We start from the raw sequence: 25,767 nt of genomic DNA on the forward strand, positions 1-25,767 counted from the left end.
CGCTGGAGAAGGCGCTCCGTCAGCCAGACGCTGGCTGACGGAAGCGCTGTTCGATTTTGGTCAGCATGTTGCTGGCACTGTAGTAATCGAGCCTGAAGGTATCCGGACCCATCGCCCAGATGCGGTGTTGCATGACCGGTTCCAGGTGACTGAGGAATGGGTTGGCGATGACTCGCTTAACGGTATCGTCGTCATTGGCGAACAGCAGCAATGACTGGCCGTTAAGGCTACTGGCCATATTTTCGCCGGAAATCTGCACGATATCCTGCCGTTTTCCCATCCGGGTTTCGGTCGGCAGATTATCCGGCAGCGACGCCAACTGGAAGCCCAGCTCTGAGAGCAATTGCCCTTGTGCGGACGAGCGGGTCCACAGATTGACCCCGCGGCCATCTTCGTAATACACCAGCGCCGATACCGGTTGTGGCGGCAACTGAATCGTCTGCTTCACCTTCTGCACTCGTTGTTCGAAACGTTCAATCACCTGCCGGGCCTCGGTTTCGTGACCAACAGCTTCACCCAGATAGTCCGCCAGCTGCTGCCAGCTTTTATCACCGTAATCCACCACCAGCGTCGGCGCGATGACGGAAAGCTGTTCATACAGTTTCAGTGCGGAGTCGCCGCCGGTCGCGGCAATGATGATCATATCCGGCGCGGCGGTGGCAATGGCTTCCGCATTGGGTTCGGTAATGTAGAGCGGTTTGACGCCGCGCGCTTTCGCTTCTGCGCTCCACTGACGAAAGAATCCCTGTTCGTCGGCCACGATGGTATTGGGGCTGGTAGCGCCGGAGCCGACCAGCGGTGCGTTAATCGCCAGCAGGGTACCGCTGATGGTCACGCTGGTAGAAACGATGCGCTGTGGTGGGCGAGTGAGCGTGACCGGTCCTTTTGGCGTTGCTATCGTGCGCGGCCAGCCCGTTGAAGAAGAAGCCAACGTAGGCTGGGGGGGCGCCGTTGAGGCGACGTTATCGCAGCCAGCGAGCAGCAGCATCGCCAGCGAACCTGCTATCCACCGCAAACCTAACACCCACCGCATACCACAGTTCTTCTTATTCCCTGAGAGCACGCCCGTTGCGTGCCTGCCTGATCCCATCATTCGATTACCTGTCGAGCATGAAAACGTGCTGCAAGGTTATCGATAATGCGTCTCATAAACAACATGGTCCGTTAAATCATCAATGATATTACGGTTAATGCGGTGAGATTATCGGTCAACCTGGGCAGGGAGTACCCATCCTGGCGCGACTTTTGCGGATAAACAGCGGGGCAGATGATGCCCCGTTGTTCTTGTTGGCCGACGACGATGATTACTGTCCGTTCCAGGCGCGGAGCCGTTGGTCGCGTACCTGTAACTTTTGTTCCGGCGTCAGAGCATTATAGTTACTGCTAAGGCCGCTTTCCCAGTCGCCGTACAGCGGGTTAGGTAAGACGATGAACTGTGTGCCGAATTTTGCCCGGTTCGCACTGACGAAGGCACGACGTTCATCATTCTGTTTGTGGTACGTTGCTGTGCCGAAATCATTGAGGTTATCACCGACATACAGCACGATCTGGTTGCCTTTCGCGCTGATTTCATCAAAGCGGGCTTGCTTGTTGCTGAGCCCTTTGCTCAGCCACAGTGTCTGGCTGTTCACATCCGGGAAGCCGAGTTTGAGCATGTTTTCACGGGTATCCGTCGCTTCGCTCTCCAGCCGGTTTGAGACATAAAACACTTGCCCGCCATGACTATTCACATAACGAGCAAACTCCACCGCACCGGGTACGGCAAGCGCCTGACGGGCATGGGACCAGCGGTTCCAACTGGTTTGGCTGAATGGTTGATGTGCTTTGGCTTGCCAGCCGCTGTAGGCGCTGTTGTCCAGCATGGTTTCGTCCAGATCAACGACGACAACTTTTTTCTTACCGGCAGTGACCGGTGCGGCATCAAATGCCACGCGAGCGGTGTTGAATGCCTGATAACACAATGCCTGATATTCACCCGACTGCTGGAACCAGTTCAGCGCCAGTACCGATTGGTTGGAGAGCGTTGTCTGAGCATCCTGAGTCCGGGGAGTGCTGCAACCGGTTAGCGCCAGCATTACCATCAAGGCACTGGCACTGAAAGTCAGCTTTTTCATGGGGTTTCCTTGTTATTTTATGGGCTGCGCAAGGTAGCCGAGGATAGTGGTGCAGTGAAGTATCGAAGCAGGAATAGCGTGGCGAGTAAATACACTTGTTTTGTTTGTTCGCACTTTTTTACATAAGTATGTGGCTGGCGAACTGCAACAACAGCGACTTGCTCTACTGAAACTACCTGAGCTAATCGTTCAAAGAGGGGCTGACTCCTGAACTAAGATAAAGCCTAAACTTCCTATCATGTCATGCGGTTGCAGTTATCTAACGTGATAAATGCTTGCAGAATATAAGCTCTGCACCTGCAACTTGAAATATGACGGATATATAAATTTTTATTGCCATAATTCAGTATGAGTGTGCAGGTATTAGTTAATGTTGCTGAATAATGAACGGAAGTATTTTAAACTTTAAAAATAGACGAAAGCTTGTGGTCGAATATTCCATTTTTATATTGTTATTTTTATTTTTGTTCTGGATTGGTGTGTTTAATCAGCTATTAACCCTATCTGATATTTAACAATTGGTTGGTAAAAGTATACAGAAATAACCTAAATTGAAACGTTTCTCATGATTAAAGTTCGTAAAAGCAGTGCTAAGTTGAGATTGTTATTTCACCCACACTCATTAGTTAGCTTCTTTGACTTTCACTGAGGTGTGTAATGAGCAATCAGATTTTCAATAGTAATGACGGAAATTTTGATGATTATCATCATAGAACAACTTCTTCTATAGGGATTTATTGTACGGTAAGTAGTGATGAGCTGCAACTTGCTCTCCATACACTCTCAATTGCAGCATGTTCAGAATATGTTTCACATATCCTCATCCTCATAACGGACAGAGAAACCGTAGATCGAAAACTTTTATCTTTGAATTTTTTAGGAAGTTCAGTAGATAAATTGATTATCGCATGTGGCGATTACGGTTCTGGTTATGAAATCTCACTGAGTGATGGAGGATATGATCAGGTATCAGCGCGTAATGATGCTTTGGAGATGATTTATAAAAAAGATGTTGATTGGGTCATGCAACATGATGCGGATGATATATACGATTCAGCTTTTTATGCGAAAATCTGCAAAGATTGCGGTGCCTATGAAGCGGTTATGACAGAGTGCTATACCTTAAATTCACTGTCATCGTATGTTGTAAATTCAAAGTTATTGAAGAACATATATGGCAGGACACTAATTAACCCTCACATTAGGGTTTGGAAGAAAAAATTAGGTTTGAAATATAAAAGATCAGCATTAGTTTCAAAAACATATGCTAATGAAACAAGACACTGTGGTGTTGAGTTTCCCGATAGAATGAATTTACTCCTTGTTAAGAAACCATCGCATTATCACTTACATAGATTACTTAATAAAAGACATTCGGGTTTTCTTGATGCAGGAGAAACTCTCGACATTAAATTAGATGATCATATCAAAGAGAAAGTGAAAATGTTAATACTATAGAACAGATGAGGTGAGTTATGAGTTCGTCAGATCATAAAGTATTAAATACACCTATGTATTATTTTGAAGGAGATGATGGGCTCATATATTCTCATCTGCCGCTACGAGGTATAGCATTTAAGAGTCGTAAAACCTCATTACCAGTACTTGAAAAGCTTGCTAATCATCAAGAATTGAGTATTGAAGATCAAAGGCATCCTATTATCAAAAAACTGTCTGACTGGAATGTCATCGGTGAACATGTAAAAGAGCTACCTGTAATAGACGATCTTGAGGAGTTTAAGCCATTCGAAGCCACGTTGCTTCTGACAGAAACTTGTAATCTGGCTTGTAGCTATTGCTATGCCAGGGCTACAGGAGAGAAGAGTGAAGCAATGAGCAAAGCAATAGCTAAAAAAGCCGTTGATACTGCTATTGAGAATGCAAAGTCAATTTCAAGTCGCACCGCAGAATTTCGATATCTTGGTGGGGGTGAGCCTACAACTGAGTGGGAATTGATTGTATGGATAAATAATTACATCAAGTATAAAGCTGACGAGGCTGGGGTTAATACTTATATCAGGCTGATAACTAACGGCGTTTTAATTAATGATGAAAAAGCAAAGTGGCTTAAAAATAACGTTGATTTTGTAACCTTATCATTTGATGTCTTACCCGACCTTCAATTAAATCGCTCTTTTCCTAACGGGAAAAGTTCACAAAAAGCAGTCCTCAGAACAAGTGATTTATTAACCAAGTACGGTGTGCCTTATCATTTCAGGACAACACTGTCGAGTGAATCAACAGGCCGATTGGTCGAAATGGTTGAGTATATAATAGCTAATACATCAGCTAAAGAAGTTCGAATGGAACCAATGGCTGAAATTGGGAGAGCTACAGATAGCGAACTGTCAAAGCCTAAACAACAAGAGTTTATAGACCAGTTTAAAAAGGCGTATTTTCTGGGAAAAGAAAATGGTATCAATGTAACTAATAAGCTAATAAGAAATGTTGATCGTAGAGGTGGGCGTTTTTGTAATGTCGAATTTGCTGTTACTCCTAAAGGTGAAGTAGCTGGTTGCCATAGATATAGTAGAAGTGAAAATGAAGGTTATGATCTATTTCACGTTGGAAGGTTCAGTAATGACAATTTTAAATTTGATATCAATAAAATAAATGCCTTAAGACAAATCAACAATACTTCTTTTAGTGATTGTTCTCAATGTTTTGCCAGATGGAGTTGTGCATCAGGATGCTTATCTGCTCGTTACGATAAAAATGGTATCGCCGAGCATGGTCCGATATGTCATATCACTAGAGAATTGCTTAAGTTTGGTGTTCAGCAATCTCTGGCGGAATGATGTGTGCGTAGTGTTTTTTCCAATCAAAGGAGAGTAATATGATTTTTGATTCGAAATTGCATAATGGCGAAAATAGTGTGAATTTTGAAGATGAGGATGTTGAAATTACCTTTATTTCAACTAACCCTGAGGATGAAGAAGGTAATTTTGAGTTTCTATGCTGCCGAGGCGGTGGAATTGGAATCGGTGGTGGAGGTCCAGGGATCGGTTAATAAAACTGTAAGTTTAAGATTATAAGATAAGCAACAGCGTTTAGGCGCTGTTGCTTAAATTGGGATGAAATATGCTAACATTTATTTTTAAGAAATTTGAAAGCTGTATCGACCCTTTTAATGTTAAAAATAATATTTTTGATCAAAAGAACGTGCTTAAAGTATTAATAACTCTTGCTGGTAAATTCAAGCTATTAGCATTTTATCTGTTCATGCTTGGACTATTATGTTCAGGATGTGAGGTTTTTATCATTCATTCTTCAGGTAAGCTTGTTGATATGATCAGTGAAGCAGGTATAAGCCGGGCGTTCGTGGCTGAATCTTTAAAAGAAAACTATGCCTTTATCTGTATATTTGTTTCAGTTCTATTTGTTTTAAGGCCTATATTAAGAAGCGTAAACTTACTAACAATTAATCAATCAGTTTATTCGAGATTGAGTGCGCTGGTAAGATTTCAGTTATATAATGAAACGTTGAAAAATAAAATGGTTTTTTTTGATGAGAATAACCCAGGAAAAATAACTTCTTCGATATGGCAGGCCGGTCAGGCAGTCAATGAAATGGCTTCTTTGTTTTTTCAAAACATATGGATAACGATAGCTTTTTTTATTTTCTCCTTCTCGGTTATGGCTTCAATTAATCTGTACCTTTTCGTGCCTATATTAATATGGATGATTGCAAGTTTTTTTGTCGCTAAAATTTATGTGCCGCGAACAAAAAAATTAGCTCGTGAATCTGCAAATGAAGCAGTAAATGTGAATGGCACAATGAGTGATAACTTTAATAATATTCTAACAATAAAGTTATTTTCTGGTTCTGATGTTAAACACAAGTTTAACAGAACAGAGATGTCTTTAAAAATTTTTATCATGAAGTCAGCTTTCTATCTAAGAGCAATTACCTCAGCAGAATCAATTATGATCCTGGTTAGTTCATTCATCATTGGGAGCATAACCTTACTAATATTATATCTTTGGGTTTCAAATGGCATTTCCTCAGGAGAAGTTGCAGTAGTATATTCGTTAATATTCAAACTGGAAGGGCTTTTTACTACTCTGATGGATCAGTTTACGGCTTTATTTCGTGCCTATGCTTTGTTCAGTAATAGTGTTAGCACATTGCTTAATAATGATAAGGAGTCTGAGGGAAAGATAACTTTCAATATGATTGAAACAATCGAATTTAAAAATATTTCGATGAAATATGGTGATAAGTTGGTTTTAAAAAATTTGAGCTTTAAAATAAAAGCAGGCGAAAAAGTTGGCGTTGTTGGCGCTACAGGGTGTGGTAAATCGACGATTTTTAAATTGTTGCTAGGTTTGTATGATTATGAAGAAAGTGGGGAGGTGTTAATTAATACCTATAAAATAAAAGATATTGATTTATCCTGCCTCAGGAAAAATATTTCCTATGTTTCACAGGATGCTAATTTTTTTGACGAGACTTTAGAGTATAACATCAAAATTGCAAATAATAATTTAGGCAAGAGTGATATAGAGAATATATTTAAAAAAGTATGCCTGGAAGAACTTTTTGATGAAAGTACTCGTTTTCATAGCCTTTTGAATACTAAAGTTGGAAATAAAGGTGCTACTTTATCTGGTGGGCAATTGCAGAGGTTAAATGTAGCCCGTGGGTTAATTAAAGAACACAATGTTTTATTGTTAGATGAAATGACATCATCACTGGACCCTAACACAAGATTCAGAATGATGGCTAATATCAGGCAGTGCTTTAAAAATAAGACGGTTGTCTGCATTTCTCATCAACATGATATTCTGCTTGAAATGGATAGGGTGATATTTATAAAAAACGGTCGTGTAATGGCGGAAGGAAATCATCACGACCTGTTATTGAGTTGTAATGACTATGCCCAACATTGGGAGAGTGAAACGATGAAAGTGGAGCAATCTTGATGCACTCCTTTGATGCTTTGATGAACGCGTTGAGGAATAACTTACTGCATGATCACCAATGGCATCTGCATGGTAAGCATCCATCCTTTGCGACACGTTCGTTATGTTCAGTACATGCTGATAAATTTTGGAATGACAACAGACGTTTTGGGGATAGTAGTATAGTCATTGCCGTTGCTGACGATGGGTGCATGATTGACAATTTTTCAAACGAATACTCAGATAATATTGAAGGATTCGCCTATATTGAAAATGGTAAACTTAATCTTACTAAAGATAAGTCTAAAAAAAATAAGATTTTTTCAAGTAAATTTAAACACGGAACTGCAATTTGTGGTTTGATTGCGGCACCTATAAGTAGTGTTCTTCCTGTGGGGGTTGCCCCTGGAGTAAAAATCCTACCGATCCGATGGCCTTATGATAATGGATTTATCATTAATCAGCTAGGGTTTCAGCAATTCGTGATGGCTCTTTCAGATAAGATTGATATATTTGTCAATACATGGTCAAAATTACCTGATTTCATTTTAAATAAAGAAAGCGTCGAGATGATTTCGTCTTTTTCCTCAAAAGGAGGCAGGAGAGGAAAAGGTATTCTGTTTCTTTGGGCGGCTGGTAATAGCAACTGCCCTATTAACTATGCTGGTGAGCAGAAGATTGTTTACTCATGCGATGCTAATAATAAAATTAGTTATTCATCTTCATTCAGTAATAATCTTAATGCTCATGATAATGTTTTAGTGATTTCAGCCATAAACTCTTTTTTTGAAAAGGCATCTTATTCTTGTTTTGGGCCTGGGGTTGACTTGTGTGCTCCATCGAATGATTTATATTTATCAGAAGGTGAAAATAAGTATTTAGGTCTTACTACATTATCCGCTGACTTGAATAATTTCACCTATAATTTTAAAGGTACAAGTGGAGCCTGTGCCATCGCCGCAGGTGTTGCAGCGTTAAATTTGTCGGTCTCTATGGATCAAACCGCTAACCAACTTGCTTACAATCTCAAACTCAATGCGTTAAGAGACTTAGATAGAAAATACGAAAAATATAAATGTGACGTTTTTTATGATAATCATAAAGTCAAACGTGAATTTATTTTTGATCTTGAAAAGCAAGATGATGAAATTTTTGAATTATTTTATGGTTGTGGAAGGATAAATTCCTTGTGTTTTTAATATAAGTAAGTTTTCCTTCGCTATACCCAAAATATTCGAGTTGCAGTGTAGTCCCCCGGTTTTTAGTACCATCGTCACCTTGTTTTCATAGGCCCATGGATCCACGACCTGGAAATAAATTCGCTGCCGTTGTCGGTCTGCAGCCGTCCCGGCACGCGCTTGTGTAACTGTTTCAAACGCTCCATCACGGCGACCACATCCTCGCCGCGCAGCTCCGTCACGCCCATGCCGCCGAACTTCTTTTTCCAATTAATGGGAGGGACTACAAAAGCATAAAACAAATACTGATATTATTAAATTTTTCATTGAGTTATGCTATATAGCAGTACGTACTTCATCAGGGTCGGATACATATTGACTTCTCTGCAAATTCAGCAATGCATAGTATTCTCCTCGTTTTGCTTCTAGTTCTGCGGGTGTTCCACTTTCTATAATCTCACCTTCTTTAAGTACAACTATACGCGTGGAATTTTTTACAGCACTCAGGCGATGAGTCACCATTACAGAAGTTCTTCCCTGAACAAGTTCTGAAAAACGGGAGAAAAGCTCAGTTTCAATTCTTGGATCCATCGCACTTGTAGGTTCATCGAGTATGATTAATTCACCGTCGGAAAACAAAGCGCGTGCCAGAGCAAGACGCTGCCATTGGCCACCGGAAAGTTCGGTTCCCGCGTATTCTTTACCAATAAAGCAATCTTCATCGTGTGGGGGTTCAAGTGGAAATTGTGCTTGTTGACAAGCTATTAAAAAGCGCTGATGTTCGAATGCATTCATATTTGTCTTAAATGTGACATTGTCCTTAACTGTCATATTGTAGTGACCAAAATCTTGAAAGATGGCACTGAGTCGACGATGCCATGTAGCTATATCGATGCTTGAAACATCAATTCCATTCCAAGTAATGCGGCCCGATGTTGGTTGATATAAACGGCATAGTAGTTTTACAAGCGTCGATTTCCCCGCTCCATTTTCACCAACAATAGAAAGATGATCACCAACTTTAATAGTGAGATTTATGTTTCTGAGTATAGGATGTCCATCTTGATAAGAAAAAGAAACATTTTCAAATCTGATCTCGTCAAGAGCTGCAATTTCTGTATAAGAATAATTGCTTTTTTGAACAACGTTTTCAAGGTCCCTTAGCCTTGCAAAGAAGCTAAAACAAACCCCAACATTTGCAAATGAATATACCATCCACTGACAAGAAAGCCCAAAGAATGAAATTGACTGAATAGTGCCCAACAGACCCCCGACAGAAATTCTTCCCGCCTGGATATACTCAACAAACCAGTACATCACACCTAATGCACAAATTAGATATAAAATATTCCATGGTTGAGGACGTAGAAGCTGCTTATGTCGAACTTGATTGAGTTCATTTTCTAGTTCTTCAAAAGCTTGTGCATGCTTTGTAAAAAAGAATGTGGCAGAGCGAAATGTCCGAATTTCTTTGGCCAGTTTTACATCAAGTAAAACGGAAAGATAATACCTTATAAGACGTGCCGATTTCCCTTTGCCGAGTAAAGCGCGAAAAATATCAATCTGTGAAAGCGCTACGGTAAATGTAACTGGAATAAGAGGGAGAAGGAATGCAAATGGAAGCCACCACACAACGGAGGCAAGAACAAGAGAAAGCGACGAAAGTGTCAATAAACCACGAAAAATATCAACAAGATTTACAAGGAGATTAAGCGGGCGATGCGCTGCCTCCCTGGAAAGTACTTCCAGGTTATCGTGAATATCGGGTCTTTCTATAATTTTCAAATCATCAATGCGACATGCCGCCTCCATTACCGTCCGTTGTGTAAGATAGGTTGCATGCTGATTAAGAATACTTTGTAATGTGCTTGTTATGGGGGCAAGTATACCGGGGAAGACAAACGTTAAAACCCAGAATATTGCAACTACTAATAGTTCAGAATGATCAGAACTAGTGACAATATTACCCAATTTTATACTAGCCATCACACTCATAGTAGGAAGTAACCCCTGCAGAGCTATAAGAATGATGAATAAAACGGATAACCAAGGCGATTTCCTGAACAGTAAAGAAAGTGAATAGGTCACTAGATTAATTTTGTCTCGTATGTCTTTCATTAAAAAAGCTCCATATTCAGACTTTCCCCATATGGGAAAATTACAAATTCATTAAAATGATAAGGAGCGCTTAGAATTAACTCCATTGAATCACATTTTTCTGTTCTATAGTGAGATGATATCATCTTTACTTTATAGGTTTTACTATCAATTCCTTCGCAGGCACGCTCTATAGTGTTTAACGTTAATGAATGTCCGTCTGGTGTGGCAAGGAAGTTCATATTTGCCGAAAAAAGTCCATAGGATGTGATGCCAACACTCTCATTGAACCTGCTTTCAATAATTTGGCACAATGAAGGATAGTCGAGCCATGAAGCACGAGTTGCATGAAAGTTATGGCAAATGACAACAATTGATTCAAAGCCAAGCGCTAGAGCAATTTCGATTTTTTTAGCCATACTAGTTTCACGTTGCTCTGGCGTTGCATCAGTTATACACAATGCATTACTAAGGTCAAAATTTAGCAATTTAATTAACAACTTTTTCTCAGGAAGAGCTAAAGATTGAATGTATTTGATATGATCCTTATGCTTTGTTAACGATAAAGGTAAGTCAAATCCCGCGATAAACGCACTCTCTGGTAAAGCATGAAGAAATACTGCAAATTCCATTGAGCGCATCCACCAGTAAGTTGAGTATTTCAGGAAAGACATTTCTCCAGGTTTAGTCTTTCTGAATTTTCGTAATGCATAGACAATCAGATCAACGGTTGGGCATTCAACAAGAACAAGTACTGGTTTGTTGGTCAGTTCTGTATTGATAAAATTGTTACGGAAAGGCCACGATTCATCCGAACCATGACTATTCTGCCCAATAAAATAAATGTTCTGTTTATGCTGCATCATATACAATGTTCATACTCCGTGATATAAGTTCTTGCTGTCTTTGAAGATACTCTTCATTTCGAGAAAAATATTTGTCTATTTGTTCAATAGGGGTAATAGGAAAAAAATCAGGGAACTCATTGAGATTACCATCAAAGAGACTACGTGAATTTACGTCAATATGAAAAATTGGTATATCGTATTTCAAAAGGCAATCTGTTTCATAAGAAATTAAATCCGAAAATTTGGGGTGAGCTCCTGGATATCGGAGAAAATCATCTATCAATATAGGTAATTTTTCTTCTATATTAAGACTAATGTTCGGGCTTATTATTTTATTTATTACAAGAAGATAATACGCTGTGGTCCTAACCAGATAACGGGGTTTGATATTTATATGGATTTTAATATATTCAACGATGTCAGAATGATTCTTCTTCAACTTGATAAAAGTATCTGCGTAACCTTCAATAACATCTGGAATATACTCTCTGGAGGGTACTGGTTGTCCTTTATAATGTGGGTAATTTTGTGTTCTCCTGGAAAAGCCGCGCTCATATCGAACTTGAATATTTTCTGTGGCATCATTGATGGCATATGGGTATGTAAACGACTGAAAAAATGAGGTTACAGCAGTGAGTGCAGATGTATGACCTAATCCATTTATGACAACGTCCGGGTTCTGAAGTAAGCCGGTTTGGTATATAGAACGCTCGAAATTTTCCCCATCATCAAAAAAGTATTGGAAACTGGTCTCAGGGTCAATTAACCATACATTATTGGCATCAACAATAAAATTGTCAAAATGGCAATCATTAATATTTAAAAAATCAACCAACGCAAGAATATTACCATATTTACGATAGACATCTTTTGCATCATTTTTCGATGCTAACTCTCTGTTCTCAATAAATCTCTGCCATAAATGTGTTCCCATACTTAAGGTTTTAGGACAGACTTTTCTAAGATTTATGATATCGCAAATATTATTAAGGGTGTTTTCAATTCCTGAGTCTCTTGGTTTATAAACAATTTTGAATTTCCCTAAGGTCAAAATCACGGGCTGCTCTCCGTTATTATGCCGATCACCAGCTGCTGTAGCTAATTTCCCAGGAGAATTCAGTGGCGGACAATTAAAAGAATCGATAAGTAAAGTATGGTCCGAGCTCAACCTTTTCAGAAAATTATTAATGTTTGATATAGTGCTTGCACAAATATTTAATGATAATGTGTCAATGAATTTGTTATTTTATCTAATATCTGATTTCCAACTATTGTCATTGTTTTTGAAATAAGAAATATATCTGTCAGTGTCTAATGGCGACTGGTTTTTTAGCCACGTATCGAATCTGACCACGAAATCAGGAAGATGAATTTGATCTAACGTCTCTGAAACAGTCAGCATTATATCTGTATAATCCAGATGTGACATACCAAAACTTTCCAGAAGTCCTTGTAACTCTTTTTTAAAATTTATGAGATAAGGGAAGTAAAGGTAAGCACGATATGGTTCTGAAAATTTATAAAGCATACTTCTTATCCTTACATTTGGTAAAGGGCAGCCACTGGCCGCCCTTTTTATCACTTAAAGAAAGAAGTCTTCTGAAATTTCTTCAAGTTCTTTAGTTAGTACTTCTTCTGAAGAAATACTCAAGCCACCACCGCAGTCACAAGTTCCACTGGCACAGTCGACACCACTGTTTGCCATGTAACCACGAATTTCAGAGATCTTGGTTGGTGCTACTTCGATAATGCGTTCCATTTGTTACCTCATTATTTGAGTAGGTGGAAAATATATTTCTACGAGAGATAAATCTGTGTGCGCACCACTAAAACAATAAGGGAAATAAAAACCAAAAATGTGATGGCTATCACGTATTTTTTTAGATAGGGATTTGATTTTTTAATTTATTGATTATTTGAATTTTTGTAATTTATGTATTCTTTCTTTATAATTTGATTTCATTGCTATTTATTGTAGATGAAAACCATGGGCGAAATTTTTATTTATCTTTTGTTGCATTTTGAGCATAAAAAACAAAACTGATATTATGATCTGTTAGCAAAGAGATAATTATATACCCGTCATACTTCAAGTTGCAGGTGTGTTGGCTGCGTTCGCTCACCCGAATCACTTACTAGAGTAAGCTCATCGGGATTCACTCTCTTGCCGCCTTCCTGCAACTCGAATTATTTTGGGTATAGATATTAAATATAATGTTCTATTTTTTTTGGGATGCATTCAGCGTTTTATCCTATTTATAAATCTGCGGGCGCGATTGGATTCTTACAGATTTTTCTTGTTTTTGATAAATAAAATTAATTACCTATCATAAAGTAACATTGGTGTATAGTTTAACTATAAAATATTTTATTTAGAAAAGTAATAATGCGAACTAACTCTTCCATATTCCCTCTTACTGGATTTATTACAAAATTAGGAACTTAACCGCCTGGGCTTGAGAGAGTGAGATCACCATGACCGGGCACTGTCTATACGCCAAACCACTCTTAGATATTGATCTCTTCCCTTTGTTCAGTACCGCGTAAAGTAGAGTTTTCGGCCCATTTTCTCCGTAAAAAAGAGGTCATCCGGCATGAAAAAGTCGCGATTCACCGAAGAACAGATTGCGTTTGCCCTGAAGCAGGCCGAAACCGGCAAGCCGTTAGCGGAAACGCCAGCCTTTCGTACCGGTGCTGTCGATCAGCAAAGACAGCCCATTGCCGTCATTGAGGGTATAGGGTTTATCCTGGGTTTTGGCCTTTTTGATTTTGATGTCAGTCAGCAGCATAGGTGTATAGAAAAAAGATCGAACCTGTCATATACACATAGTTGCCGGGCTTCTATAGGCTTTCGTTGGATGGGGTAAGACTGGATTTTCTTCTTTTTATTTATTTTTAAAGGATTTTTAGACTTACTGAGAAGGTGTGAGACGGGGCGATGGCGTCCCCAGCAGGGATCGAACCTGCAACTAGCCCTTAGGAGGGGCTTGTTATATCCATTTAACTATGGGGACCAGACCGGCGCCGCATTATACCCGATTTGGTTGCTTCTATAAGCACTTGTCGGTGCGTTTGCTCAATCTGCCACCAGTTTTGACCTGAATACCTGCCTTAATCATGATATCTTCCGTTTTTCTGAAAGCCCTGACATGGGGAAGGCTGATGGTGCAAGTCGCTGATTCGGCTGTGATCGCAAAATAGGTATTGGAATAACACCGGTGCTTGATGCAGTATCCACATCTCTTCAATGTTGACCGTTGCGTCAACCGGCAGTGTGGATGGCGATTATTTTTCGCACAAGGCTATCCGATATGAACCGGACGATTCTGAAGCGCTGATGAGAGGCGCGCCACGTCTGGCATCGTTATTAAAGGCGTGCAATTTTTCCAACAGACCGCCGCAGGCGGCACGGGTAAACCAGAACCCGGTGTATTAAAATGATAGCATGTGGTTTTGCGCGCTGCGGTACGAAGGCAGGTCGTACGAACCTCATGAAAGCTCATCAGGGAGATACTTTATGAATTTTCGTCTGGGTGGTGTGGTATTGGCGAGCGTGGTGCTTGCCGGCTGTGCCAGCTCCAAAACTCCAGCGCCGGAGCAACGTTCGGATCCGCTGGAAGGATTCAACCGTACCATGTTCAGTTTTAACTATAATGTGCTGGATCCCTATGTAGCGCGCCCGGCAGCGGTTGTATGGCGTGATTATATGCCACAGCCTGCGCGTAATGGACTGACTAATTTCTTTGTCAACTTGTCCGAGCCTGCCACCATGGTGAATTATTTTGCCGAAGGGAAACCCTATCAGGCGATGATTCACCTCAACCGTTTCTTCCTCAATACGTTGTTGGGGATGGGTGGCCTGATTGATGTTGCGGCGATGGCGAATCCCAAACTGGCGAAAGGTGAACCGCACCGTTTCGGCAGCACGTTGGGATATTACCAGGTGGGTTACGGACCTTATGTGGTGTTGCCTGGTTATGGCAGTGCAACGCTACGTGAAGATGGTGGCGGGGTAGTGGATACGTTGTATCCGCCATTAAGTTATCTCACGTTCTGGATGTCTGCCGGTAAATGGGTCGTGGAAGGTTTGGAAACCCGCGCCCGTCTGCTGGATTCCGATGCGTTGCTGCACAATTCGTCCGACCCGTATCTGATGGTGCGGGAAGCCTACTTTCAGCGGCATGATTTTCTGGCTAACGGCGGTAAGTCTGTTCCCGTGGTTAACCCGAATGCCAAAGCGATTGAAGGCAGCCTGGACGAAATTGATTCAGGTAAGTAAGTGGTTTTGAGTTAACTACGTGTTTTTAGTATTGCAAGGGCACCTTCGGGTGCCTGTTGCCACGAATGCATCAGTGAAGCTGAAATACACAATCCGCTTTGATAAAAACCAAAGGCCGCAATTGCGGCCTTTGTTACGAACGGGGTGAAGTGAACGGTTAGAAACTGTAGTTGAAGTTCACGCCATACAGCCACGCTCGACCTTCAGAAGTAAAGGTGTAAGAGGGCAGGTTAGCTGCAACGCCGGGTTCGTGAATAGTAACTTTCTGGCCGTGCATGTAAGACACACCCACATCGACCGACATGTCTTTATTAAAGGTGTAAGTGGTGCCTGCGCTCAGCCACAGACGATCTTGGTCTGGAATAGAGATGGTGCGTTTATCAGCCGGAACCGGGCTGTCGTCAAACGCGATACCGGTACGGAATGTCCAATTATTGTCGTAGTAGTACGTTGTTCCCAGCGCAATGCGGTAGGCATCGTGGAAACCTTCATCTTTCTGGAACAGCTTATTGCCGTTACTGTCGTTAGCGCGCAGCTCCTTGAACGTACTCCAACTGGTGTAGGCCAGACTGTAGTGAACTGCCCATTGTGGGGCAACGCGGTGGTAAGCGGAGACCTCCCACATTTCCGGCAGGTTGAGCGTCAGCTTGCCAGGGATGGTAACGCCATTAGTACCGCCAAACGGCACCGTCGGCAGAGCACTTCTGAAGGAACCGTTGAAGTCGATATCGACTTTGGAACGATAGCTCAGGCCGAAACGGTTGTTTTTATCCAGCTCATACAACACGCCGGCGTTCCAGCCATAACCCCATTCCTTGCCATCGAGATGGGTGATTTCAGCGGTCGGAGTCACTCGCAGCGCAGGGGCAACTTCACCCGCATTACGCACAATCTTGGCATCGGCGTACACGGCGTTGACGCCGAGACCAAAACTGAAATGCTGATTGAGGCGATAGGCGGCACTCAGGTTCAGGTTAGAGGTTTTCAGGTCGGTTTTGCCAGCGATGGAGCCGGCGCTGAAGTCATCGCTAAATTCAGTTGCCAGACCGAAGTTGGTGGTAGCGGAAGCGCCGACTGCCCACTGGTCGTTCAGCGGCATAATGAAATGCAGGTTGGGTACCCAGGCGTGTGGCGCGATGTTGCTGGCGCTGGCATCGCGACCAGTGCTGCTGCTGCCGCGCAGGTCGATGTCCGGGTTTATATAGGTCACGCCACCGGAAAAGGTCGGACGATCAAACATCGTCATCGTTGCCGGGTTGCGGCTGCCTGAGGCGGCGTTGTCTGCGATGGCGCTTTCACCTGAGAAGGCGCGCCCCAGACCGGATGAGGAAAACTCATTCAACTGGAAACCGGCAGCGGTTGCATTGGATGCCATTAGCGCCAGCGCCACAGCAAGTGATGTTTTCTTTAACAGGACTTTCTGGCTCATGACCGAAACCTCACTGAACGTTTGTAATTTTTGTTAAGCGTGTAACAAGGGACGCGCATTGTAGGGGGGGCTAGTGGGCTGACAAATCAGACCAGTTGCGAGAAGTATAAAAGTAAAAACACGAAATGTTTTATTTTGGTTCCGCAAATGTTGCAAAAATGATTAAGAAATTGGATCTGGTTAACAAATTGTGTGATTTTATTTGAGTTTTTTATCTCATTTAATTGAAAGTTAACGAAAAATTGTGATGGTGGTCACGTAGTAACCCTTTAATTGGTAAGTGCTAGTGATAGACGGTCGGGGTGAGTAAAATGGGAGCCAGATTACATTGATAGCCGGACTGGATTGATAGTTTGCTTCCAACCGTGGAAGCGACTGTTGCCGCAGAGGAGTTTTGCCATGACAAATGCGATTAACAAATGTAGCGCGGAAGAAACTGCCGCCTGTTGCTGTGTGGATGTGGGAACCGTAATGGATAACACCGACTGCACCGCTTCCTACAGCCGTGTGTTTACCAGCCGCAGCGACGCAGAACAAACACAACAGCAATTGACGGAAAAAGCCCGTTCGGTTGAGTCTGAACCTTGCGTGATTGATGTTCGCCTGTCTGAAGCGGAAGGGGGTTTTAAACTGGATATGGATTTCACGTTCAGTTGTCAGGCGGAAACCCTGATCTTCCAACTGGGCTTGCGCTAACTGTCCTTCTATCGTGCTAACCGCACACCCGACCTCGCTTTGCGCCTGATTCGTTGAGCGAGGCCGTGTTCCCCACCACGTTCCATTTCATTATTCCCTCTGCGTGGATTACCTTTAGTTGCCTTATTTCCGGCGATGGATGCGTGCGGGAAGCGTGGCGAGGCTCGCTGTTTGATATCGGTTTGTTTGCATAATGTGATCTTCGGGTTAACAATGAGTTCAGGCCCAATCGGTCTCTGAAAAGGGATGGACTTCATGGTTATGCGCGACGTTACGCCGCTGCTCACCCGGCGCGGTGATCGCATTGCGATTGTCAGTGGATTGAGAACACCGTTTGCCCGGCAGGCAACGGCTTATCATGGGATTCCGGCGCTGGAATTGGGTAAGCTGGTCGTTAATGAATTGCTGCTTCGTAGCGGCATTGAGCCGGAGCAGGTAGAGCAACTGGTGTTTGGGCAGGTAATTCAGATGCCCGAAGCACCTAATATTGCGCGTGAAATCGTGCTGGGCAGCGGCATGAGCGTGCATACTGACGCTTACAGCGTTTCCCGTGCCTGCGCCACCAGTTTTCAGGCGGTCGCTAACGTGGCGGAAAGCATTCTGGCCGGTACTATCAACATCGGCATTGCTGGCGGCGCCGATTCGGCTTCGGTGCTGCCGATTGGCGTTAGCAAGGCGTTGGCGCGAACGCTGGTAGACCTGTCGCGTGCCAGAACGCTCCGCCAGCGGTTGTCGCTGTTCAGCCGTTTGCGTCCACGGGATTTACTGCCGGTGGCGCCCACCGTAGCGGAGTATTCCACCGGGTTGCGCATGGGGGATACCGCTGAGCAGATGGCGAAAGATTATCGTATCAGTCGTGACGAGCAAGACGCTTTTGCCCATCTCTCCCATCAGCGTGCTACGCAAGCCTGGGCTGATGGCGTATTGCGTGATGAGGTGATGACCGCCTGGGTGCCACCCTATAAACAAGCCATCCATGAAGACAACACGATTCGTCGTGACAGTGCACCGGAACAGTACTCCCGTCTTAAACCTGCCTTTGATCGCCGCTACGGCAGCGTCACCGCTGGCAACAGTTCGCCGTTAACCGACGGCGCAGCCGCCGTGTTGCTGATGAGCGAATCTTGCGCCAGCGAACTGAAACTGACGCCGCTTGGTTACCTGCGCAGCTATGCATTTAGCGCCATTGCGGTACAGCAGGACATGCTGGCAGGACCGGCTTACGCCACTCCGCTGGCGCTTGATAGAGCTGGGATTCAGCTCGATGATCTGACGTTGATTGACATGCATGAAGCCTTTGCCGCTCAAACGCTGGCTAATCTGCATCTGTTTGGTAGCGCCGAATTTGCCCGTAATACGCTGGGGCGTAGTGCGCCGCTGGGCGAGGTGGACAGGACGCGCTTTAATGTCCGTGGCGGTTCGCTTGCTTACGGACATCCGTTTGCCGCAACCGGCGCACGTATGATCACCCAAACATTGCATGAATTGCGCCGACGGGGCGGGGGATTGGGGCTGGTTACCGCTTGTGCAGCAGGTGGACTGGGGGCAGCCATGGTGCTGGAGGTAACGCAATGACCGAACGGATGCTGATGAGCCAGGTGAGTGAACATGACCTACAAGCCGCTTTCCAACTGACATTACGCCCCGATCATATTGGGATTATCACCGTGGATGTTCCCGGTGAAAAAGTGAATACCCTGCGAGCGGAATTTGCTGAACAAATGCGTGCGGTGCTGGCACAAGCCGCTCAGCACAGTGGCTTGCAGGGGCTGATTATTCTTTCTGGTAAACCTGCGTCGTTTATCGCCGGGGCGGATATCGGCATGTTGGATGCCTGTTCCGATGTTGCGACAGCACAGCAGCTGGCTAAAACCGGTCAGGAAACACTGGAGATGATCGCTCGTCTGCCGTTCCCGGTGGTCGCCGCCATTCATGGCGCTTGTCTGGGCGGCGGGTTGGAGCTGGCACTGGCCTGCGATTATCGCCTCTGCACGCCGGATGACAGTACCCGCCTTGGGTTGCCGGAAGTTCAGTTAGGATTATTGCCGGGGGCGGGGGGAACCCAACGACTTCCGCGTTTGATAGGCGTGGATCAGGCGCTGGAATTGATATTGACCGGGCGACAACTGCGGGCTGCTCAGGCGCGGCGGATCGGGCTGGTGGACGATGTCGTGCCGCCGGGCGTATTGCTGGAGGCATCGCTGGGGTTCATCCGTCGTGGTAAACGGCAAACCACCTCACCCGGCTGGCGGCATCGGTTACTGATGCTGCCGTACGTGCGCCGCTGGTTGTTTGAACGGGTGCGCCGGCAGACTCGCCTAAAAACGCAGGGCAATTACCCAGCGACGGAGCGCATCATTGAGGTGGTGCGTCGTGGTCTGGAACAGGGGAGTCAGGCGGGTTATCAGGCTGAAGCCCACGCTTTTGGCCAACTGGTGATGTCGCCGGAGTCCGTGGCGTTGCGGCGACTGTTTTTTACCACCACGGCGTTGAAAAAAGATCCGGGGGCATCAGCTGCACCCGGTCCATTGCGCCGGGTTGGCGTACTGGGCGGCGGTTTGATGGGAGGTGGTATCGCCGGTGTTACCGCGCTTAACGGTCAGTTGCCGGTCAGGATTAAAGATATTCATGAGCAAGGCATCACTCAGGCTCTGAACCACAGCTGGCAACGATTAAGCAAGCAGGTTGCGCGTCGTCGCATGACGCCTGCGGAACAACGCAGACAAATGAGCCTGCTTTCCGGCGGCACCGATTACCGGGGGTTTGAGCATGTTGATGTGGTCGTGGAGGCGGTATTTGAGGATATGGCACTCAAGCAACAGATGGTGCGGGAAATCGAAGCAATGACGCCGCCGCATACTGTGTTTGCCACCAATACCTCGTCGTTGCCGATTCATCAGATTGCCGCTGATGCCAGTCGCCCTGGACAGGTGATCGGCCTGCACTATTTCAGCCCGGTGGACAAGATGCCGCTGGTTGAGGTGATTCCCCATGCTGGGACTAGCGAGCAGACGCTCTCCACCACGGTGGTGCTGGCGAAAAAGCAGGGAAAAACCGTGATTGTGGTGGCGGATAAAGCCGGATTTTACGTTAATCGCATTTTGGCACCTTACCTGAATGAGGCTGCTCACTGCCTGCTCGAAGGCGAACCGGTGGAGTCGATTGATAGGGCGTTGGTTCGCTTTGGTTTCCCGGTCGGTCCGTTTACCTTGCTGGATGAGGTTGGTATTGATGTGGCGATGAAGATTGTACCGGTGCTGGTGGCGGAACTGGGGGAGCGGTTTTGCGCCCCGCCAGCGCTGGAAGCGATTGCACGAGATAACCGCAAGGGCCGTAAGAATGGCCGTGGTTTTTATCGTTACGAAAAGTCTCGTTATGAGCGGTTATGCAGCCTGTGGCGGCGTCAGGGCAAGGTATCCGACAGCCGAATTTATCGATTGCTGGATGTCACGCCAAAGGCGCATTTGGAGCCGGCGCTGATTGCACAGCGTTGCGTCATGATGATGTTGAATGAGGCGGTGCGTTGTCTGGATGAGGGCGTGATTCGCTGTCCGGGCGATGGTGATATGGGGGCGGTGATGGGGATAGGTTTTCCGCCATTTTTGGGTGGTCCGTTTCACTATATGAATCAATTAGGTGTGGCGACGGTGGTGGACACGCTGCTGTCGTTGCAGAAACAGTATGGCGAGCGATTTGCGCCAGCAGCAGGACTGCTCCAACGTTACTCCCAACATACTGGCTTCGCCGATGTAACAGAATGCTGAATCGAAGAGTAATAAATTTGAATCTGCTACCATTTTTTATTCTATTTCGATGATGAAATAATAAATTTCACGCCTGTAAGGCAGATTTTTTGAATTAGATAACCTGATTTTGGTTAAAAAATTATTTTATTGATTAACGAGAAAGATTAATTGTTGGATGTGGTTTGAGGTGAAAGACGTTAATTAGTAAACATAATGAAAATGGTAGTACCTCACTGAGGTGGGTACGCCTTAGTTTACTGAAAAATTTTGTTTTTTTGTTTAAGCGTTCCGTTGTTCTTACCGCCCAATATAATGATTCCCTGAATGTTGGGCATAATAACGCGCTACATTATTTAAACATACTGTAATTGATGTTGACGTTTTTTCTATATTCACTATGAGTGAGACAGCGTATTTTTTCCAGTATTTCCCGCTGTGATAAGATGAAACAGTGTAAAAGTGTCAGCAAAATAAAACCGGCGTCGGTTTATTCTGTATTGTTGGAATTGGTGATTTTTTTATCCAAATAAAAATTATTTTCCAGTTTAAAATTCTATTAAATGAAACCAAAAGGATGGCTGGTAGCATATTATGATGACATGAGACTCGTTTCTCCCTGATAAAAACAAGGTTAATTGCCTGAAAACACGGGAGGTTGACGGCTATAGCCTGAACATATGGTAATAGCAGGCGTGCAGTATGGGGAGTGTTACATGGGGTTGGTTGCGATTCGCTGTTAATTGGGGTACAAGAGTGCGCTTTGCGCCGGTTAAAACACCATCAGCAGGTTGTGGCTGTTGCGACATCAGGCTGTGAGCTGCTGCAAAACGGCGTTGCGCCGATTCAGTTAATCTAAAGCTATCCTCAGGGTTTTATTGCCCTTTTTCATCAATATAGCGGTGTATTATGCAAGTTTTGATTATGCGTCATGGTGATGCCGTACCTGACGCCGCCAGTGATGCGCTCCGACCATTAAGCCGCCGGGGCGATGAAGAGTCTCGTCAGATGGCCGCCTGGCTTAACGATCAGGCGATTGGTATTGACAGGGTACTGGTGAGTCCTTATGTGCGGGCTCAACAGACGCTGCAGGTTGTGGCAGAGGTGTTGCCATTGCCAGAAAACGAGTGTCTGCCGGAGCTGACGCCGGGAGGCAGTGCCGAGTTGGTGTGTGATTATCTGTTGGCTCTGGCGAAAGAAGGCGCCAGTGCGGTACTGGTGATTTCCCACCTGCCGCTGGTGGGGTATCTGGTCGCCGGGTTGTGCCCGTCTGAGAATGCTCCCATGTTTGCCACGTCGGCGATTGCCTATGTCGAACTTGATGACGTTGTCGGCAAAGGCGTGTACCACTGGCAAGTCGCCCCATCTCAGTTAGGTTCCAAAGCTAAACACGGATCGTCGGATAGCCGTTACCGTTAGCCGCTGATTTGAATTTTATCACGTTCTGGGCTGCCCCCGATGTGCTGTGGTGTTATGGGGGGCCAGGAACGGTTATTCTTCGTCAGCGTTTTCTTGTGCCACCAGTATCAGCAAGGCTGCATCGCCGCCGAATTCTTTCGGTGCCTGATGAAACGCCAGCACGTCCGGATGTTGCGCCAGCCATAACGGCGTTTGTTGTTTGAGAATGTGTTTGCCGTGCCCATGCATTACGCAGGCACAGTAAACATGTTCACGCAGGCAGGCAGCCAACAGCGCTCCCAATTCTTGCTTGGCTTCCTGTTGCGTCAGCCCGTGCAGGTCCAGAAACAGCTCCGGCGAATAGTCACCCCGACGCAATTTCTTCAATTCATAATGGCTGGCGCCGGGCCGGACGTAACGTGTCGGTCCCTCCTCCAGTTGCGGCTGAAACTCGTCAGAAAAGTAGAAACTCGCATCCACCTGCTCCTGAATCATCCGCCGCGGCGGCAGTACGCTGGGTTTGTTACGGACAGGACGATGAACATAGGTATCCTGACGTAACCGGGTGGTGCCCGCCACCGACGTGCGGAAAAGTGCCTGCTCCTCGTCATCAAGCATGAATTTTTTTTTCATTAGTTCGTCACTCTGTCTCGTCGCCGTTTTGATAAGAATAATGAATACGGTATCGATGTAGTCTACCTGTTCCGTAGTGGTGGCTAAACAAAACCTTGATCGATTAAACAAAATCTTACCAGTTAAACAAAACCTTACCGGCTAAACAAACTTTCTCGTCATCCCGAACGTCATCATCATCCTGAATGTCCCCCCAGCCTGCGCTGCCCGGCGGTGATATCTGCTGATTTGTCATCGTCTTCATGGCAAACTATTACGATCACAGCAATATGTCATCACAGAAACATGCGATCACATAGACAGTAGTCTGCGGAGGACAAACTTGGACAAAATTTTCGTCGATGAGGCGGTCAACGATCTGCATACCATTCAGGATATGCTGCGCTGGGCAGTAAGCCGGTTTAACGCCGCTGACGTCTACTACGGCCACGGTACCGATAATCCGTGGGATGAAGCGTTGCAGTTGGTGCTGCCCACGCTGTTTCTGCCTATCGATATTCCGGAAGATATGTACCTTGCCCGGCTGACCTCCAGCGAGCGTCACCGTATCGTTGAGCGGGTGATCCGCCGTGTCAATGAACGTATTCCGGTGGCTTATCTGACGAATAAAGCCTGGTTCTGCGGACTGGAGTTTTATGTCGACGAGCGGGTACTGGTACCCCGTTCGCCGGTTGGCGAACTGATCAACAATCGTTTTGCATCGCTGTTGGCCAACGCGCCGCGTCACATTCTTGATTTGTGTACCGGTAGCGGTTGTATCGCCATCGCCTGCGCGCAGGCTTTCCCCGAAGCGGAAGTGGATGCAGTGGATATTTCTGCCGAGGCGCTGGCGGTGACCGAGCAGAATATCCAGCAGCACGGCATGGAATACAACGTTACCCCGATCCGTTCCGATCTGTTCCGTGACTTGCCGGCGATTCAGTATGATCTGATTGTCACTAATCCGCCCTACGTGGATGCAGAAGACATGGCCGACTTGCCGCAGGAATACCGCTTCGAGCCGGAGTTGGGGCTGGCGGCGGGCAGCGACGGCCTGAAGCTGGTTCGCCGGATTTTGGCGTGCGCGCCGGATTACCTTACCGAAGAGGGGGTATTGATTTGCGAAGTCGGCAACAGCATGGTGCACCTGATGGAACAGTATCCGGACATTCCGTTCACCTGGCTGGAATTCGACAATGGCGGCGATGGCGTCTTCATGCTAACGCGTGCTCAATTGCTTGATTGTCAGGAACATTTCCGTCTTTATCGGGATTAATCCCTTCGCAGGGCGGTGGGCGGCAGGTGTCCGTCTGGCGTCCTGATGTTTTTCAATGCTAAGGAGCCGTGATGGCAGGAAACAGTATTGGTCAGTTTTTCCGTGTCACCACTTTTGGTGAGTCCCACGGTATTGCGCTGGGATGTGTGGTAGATGGCGTACCGCCGGGTATTCCGCTGACTGAGGCCGATTTGCAGCGCGACCTGGACCGCCGTCGTCCGGGTACGTCCCGTTATACCACCCAGCGTCGTGAGCCGGATCAGGTACGTATTCTGTCCGGGGTGTTTGAGGGAGTCACGACTGGTGCCAGTATTGGCTTGCTGATTGAAAATACCGATCAGCGGTCGCAGGACTATAGCGCTATCAAGGATCTCTTCCGCCCCGGTCATGCCGACTATACCTATGAGCAGAAATACGGTATCCGCGATTACCGTGGCGGTGGTCGATCTTCCGCCCGTGAAACCGCAATGCGCGTAGCGGCTGGCGCTATCGCCAAGAAATATCTGCAACAGCAGTATGGTGTGATGATCCGCGGCTATCTGGCGCAGATGGGCGATGTGGCGTGCGAGCTGAAAGATTGGGCGCAGGTGGAGCAAAATCCATTCTTTTGCCCGGACCCGGACAAACTCGACGCACTGGATGAGCTGATGCGCGAGCTGAAAAAAGAGGGCGATTCTATCGGCGCGAAGGTCACGGTGGTAGCGGAGTCCGTCCCGCCGGGGCTGGGTGAGCCGGTGTTTGACCGTCTTGATGCCGATCTGGCTCACGCGCTGATGAGCATCAATGCCGTGAAAGGCGTGGAGATTGGCGACGGCTTTGCGGTGGTGAACCGTCGCGGCAGCGAAAACCGTGATGAAATTACCCCGGAAGGCTTTCAGAGCAACCATGCCGGCGGCATTCTCGGTGGCATCAGCAGCGGTCAGACCATCACTGCCCATCTGGCGCTGAAACCCACTTCCAGCATTACCGTACCGGGCCGCACCATTACCCGTGACGGCGAGGCCACGGAAATGATCACTCGTGGTCGCCACGACCCGTGTGTGGGTATCCGTGCGGTGCCGATTGCCGAAGCGATGATGGCGATTGTTCTGATGGACCATCTGCTGCGTCAGCGTGCGCAGTGCGGGGATGTCGTGTGTCAGGTTCCTCGCTGGTAAGCCGGCAAGACGACATGCGGCAATACACCAGTACG

General features: G+C 45.8%; 21 protein-coding genes, 1 tRNA gene and 2 pseudogenes. 12 read left to right on the plus strand and 12 right to left on the minus strand.

The window, feature by feature from the left end:
- Nucleotides 1-19 precede the first annotated feature (19 nt).
- Together fepB and Dpoa569_RS05440 are read right to left on the minus strand one after the other, a co-directional pair.
- Nucleotides 20-1,093, minus strand: a complete 1,074-nt coding sequence (gene fepB, locus Dpoa569_RS05435) for a Fe2+-enterobactin ABC transporter substrate-binding protein (RefSeq protein WP_146411137.1) — start codon at nt 1,091-1,093, stop codon at nt 20-22.
- Between the two features lie 211 nt (nt 1,094-1,304).
- Entirely contained in the window at nt 1,305-2,114 is an 810-nt protein-coding gene (locus Dpoa569_RS05440; protein WP_042871861.1) for a 5'-nucleotidase, lipoprotein e(P4) family, read from the minus strand.
- A 657-nt stretch (nt 2,115-2,771) separates the two neighbouring features.
- Here Dpoa569_RS05440 and Dpoa569_RS05445 point away from each other — a divergent pair.
- The 5 genes from Dpoa569_RS05445 (at nt 2,772) to Dpoa569_RS05465 (ending at nt 8,218) form a co-directional block, all read left to right on the plus strand.
- A complete protein-coding gene (locus tag Dpoa569_RS05445) occupies nt 2,772-3,572 on the plus strand; it encodes a hypothetical protein (RefSeq protein ID WP_128569760.1) in 801 nt (266 codons plus the stop codon).
- Between the two features lie 17 nt (nt 3,573-3,589).
- On the plus strand, nt 3,590-4,912 hold the full coding sequence (locus Dpoa569_RS05450; protein WP_042871857.1) for a radical SAM/SPASM domain-containing protein: 1,323 nt from the start codon (nt 3,590-3,592) through the stop codon (nt 4,910-4,912).
- A gap of 38 nt (nt 4,913-4,950) precedes the next feature.
- The gene (locus tag Dpoa569_RS05455; RefSeq protein WP_155683830.1) at nt 4,951-5,124 is read left to right on the plus strand and encodes a hypothetical protein; all 174 of its coding nucleotides are present in this window, start codon (nt 4,951-4,953) and stop codon (nt 5,122-5,124) included.
- Nucleotides 5,125-5,195: 71 nt separating this feature from the next.
- Entirely contained in the window at nt 5,196-7,040 is a 1,845-nt protein-coding gene (locus Dpoa569_RS05460; RefSeq protein ID WP_042871854.1) for an ABC transporter ATP-binding protein, read from the plus strand.
- A complete protein-coding gene (locus Dpoa569_RS05465; RefSeq protein WP_050569490.1) occupies nt 7,040-8,218 on the plus strand; it encodes a S8 family serine peptidase in 1,179 nt (392 codons plus the stop codon). Before Dpoa569_RS05460 ends, Dpoa569_RS05465 begins: the two co-directional genes overlap by 1 nt.
- 69 nt (nt 8,219-8,287) lie before the next feature.
- On the opposite strand, the pseudogene Dpoa569_RS05470 reads toward Dpoa569_RS05465, so the two are convergent.
- The 8 genes and pseudogenes from Dpoa569_RS05470 to Dpoa569_RS05505 form a co-directional block, all read right to left on the minus strand.
- A pseudogene (locus Dpoa569_RS05470) lies at nt 8,288-8,430 on the minus strand (IS3 family transposase); the annotation flags it as partial.
- A gap of 103 nt (nt 8,431-8,533) precedes the next feature.
- Nucleotides 8,534-10,315, minus strand: coding sequence for an ABC transporter ATP-binding protein (locus Dpoa569_RS05475; RefSeq protein WP_050569489.1), 1,782 nt, complete (start codon nt 10,313-10,315; stop codon nt 8,534-8,536).
- Nucleotides 10,315-11,160: a hypothetical protein gene (locus Dpoa569_RS05480; RefSeq protein ID WP_042871852.1), complete on the minus strand. Its 846-nt coding sequence runs from the start codon at nt 11,158-11,160 to the stop codon at nt 10,315-10,317. Before Dpoa569_RS05480 ends, Dpoa569_RS05475 begins: the two co-directional genes overlap by 1 nt.
- Entirely contained in the window at nt 11,147-12,310 is a 1,164-nt protein-coding gene (locus Dpoa569_RS05485) for a type 2 lanthipeptide synthetase LanM (protein WP_071604330.1), read from the minus strand. Before Dpoa569_RS05485 ends, Dpoa569_RS05480 begins: the two co-directional genes overlap by 14 nt.
- Nucleotides 12,311-12,388: 78 nt before the next feature.
- Nucleotides 12,389-12,670 carry a hypothetical protein gene (locus Dpoa569_RS05490; RefSeq protein WP_042871848.1) on the minus strand — a complete coding sequence of 94 codons (282 nt, stop codon included), beginning with the start codon at nt 12,668-12,670 and terminating at the stop codon, nt 12,389-12,391.
- 54 nt (nt 12,671-12,724) lie between these two features.
- On the minus strand, nt 12,725-12,901 hold the full coding sequence (locus Dpoa569_RS05495) for a hypothetical protein (protein ID WP_155683831.1): 177 nt from the start codon (nt 12,899-12,901) through the stop codon (nt 12,725-12,727).
- 907 nt (nt 12,902-13,808) lie between these two features.
- Nucleotides 13,809-13,931: pseudogene (locus Dpoa569_RS19410) on the minus strand (integrase arm-type DNA-binding domain-containing protein); the annotation flags it as partial.
- 150 nt (nt 13,932-14,081) lie between these two features.
- A tRNA-Arg gene (locus Dpoa569_RS05505) sits at nt 14,082-14,156 on the minus strand.
- Between the two features lie 503 nt (nt 14,157-14,659).
- On the opposite strand from Dpoa569_RS05505, the gene mlaA reads away from it, so the two are divergent.
- Nucleotides 14,660-15,421 carry a phospholipid-binding lipoprotein MlaA gene (mlaA, locus tag Dpoa569_RS05510; RefSeq protein WP_042871844.1) on the plus strand — a complete coding sequence of 254 codons (762 nt, stop codon included), beginning with the start codon at nt 14,660-14,662 and terminating at the stop codon, nt 15,419-15,421.
- A gap of 157 nt (nt 15,422-15,578) precedes the next feature.
- Here mlaA and fadL read toward each other — a convergent pair whose 3' ends face one another.
- On the minus strand, nt 15,579-16,850 hold the full coding sequence (gene fadL, locus Dpoa569_RS05515; RefSeq protein WP_042871842.1) for a long-chain fatty acid transporter FadL: 1,272 nt from the start codon (nt 16,848-16,850) through the stop codon (nt 15,579-15,581).
- 399 nt (nt 16,851-17,249) lie between these two features.
- Between fadL and Dpoa569_RS05520 the strand changes: the two genes are divergently transcribed.
- From Dpoa569_RS05520 to sixA, 4 genes are all read left to right on the plus strand, one after another.
- Nucleotides 17,250-17,546 carry a YfcZ/YiiS family protein gene (locus Dpoa569_RS05520; protein ID WP_128569758.1) on the plus strand — a complete coding sequence of 99 codons (297 nt, stop codon included), beginning with the start codon at nt 17,250-17,252 and terminating at the stop codon, nt 17,544-17,546.
- A 261-nt stretch (nt 17,547-17,807) separates the two neighbouring features.
- The gene (gene fadI / locus Dpoa569_RS05525) at nt 17,808-19,121 is read left to right on the plus strand and encodes an acetyl-CoA C-acyltransferase FadI (RefSeq protein ID WP_042874022.1); all 1,314 of its coding nucleotides are present in this window, start codon (nt 17,808-17,810) and stop codon (nt 19,119-19,121) included.
- A complete protein-coding gene (fadJ, locus tag Dpoa569_RS05530; protein ID WP_042871839.1) occupies nt 19,118-21,310 on the plus strand; it encodes a fatty acid oxidation complex subunit alpha FadJ in 2,193 nt (730 codons plus the stop codon). The genes fadI and fadJ overlap by 4 nt, the downstream gene beginning before the upstream one ends.
- A gap of 888 nt (nt 21,311-22,198) precedes the next feature.
- Complete coding sequence (gene sixA, locus Dpoa569_RS05535; RefSeq protein WP_042871837.1) at nt 22,199-22,708, plus strand: phosphohistidine phosphatase SixA; 510 nt, start codon at nt 22,199-22,201, stop codon at nt 22,706-22,708.
- A gap of 72 nt (nt 22,709-22,780) precedes the next feature.
- On the opposite strand, the gene smrB is transcribed toward sixA, so the two are convergent.
- Nucleotides 22,781-23,320: an endonuclease SmrB gene (gene smrB, locus Dpoa569_RS05540; protein WP_042871835.1), complete on the minus strand. Its 540-nt coding sequence runs from the start codon at nt 23,318-23,320 to the stop codon at nt 22,781-22,783.
- 322 nt (nt 23,321-23,642) lie between these two features.
- Between smrB and prmB the strand changes: the two genes are divergently transcribed.
- A complete protein-coding gene (gene prmB / locus Dpoa569_RS05545; protein ID WP_042871833.1) occupies nt 23,643-24,575 on the plus strand; it encodes a 50S ribosomal protein L3 N(5)-glutamine methyltransferase in 933 nt (310 codons plus the stop codon).
- A 71-nt stretch (nt 24,576-24,646) separates the two neighbouring features.
- A complete protein-coding gene (gene aroC, locus Dpoa569_RS05550; protein WP_042871829.1) occupies nt 24,647-25,732 on the plus strand; it encodes a chorismate synthase in 1,086 nt (361 codons plus the stop codon).
- Nucleotides 25,733-25,767 lie beyond the last annotated feature (35 nt).

It is taken from the genome of Dickeya poaceiphila (assembly GCF_007858975.2).
Lineage (GTDB): Bacteria > Pseudomonadota > Gammaproteobacteria > Enterobacterales > Enterobacteriaceae > Dickeya > Dickeya poaceiphila.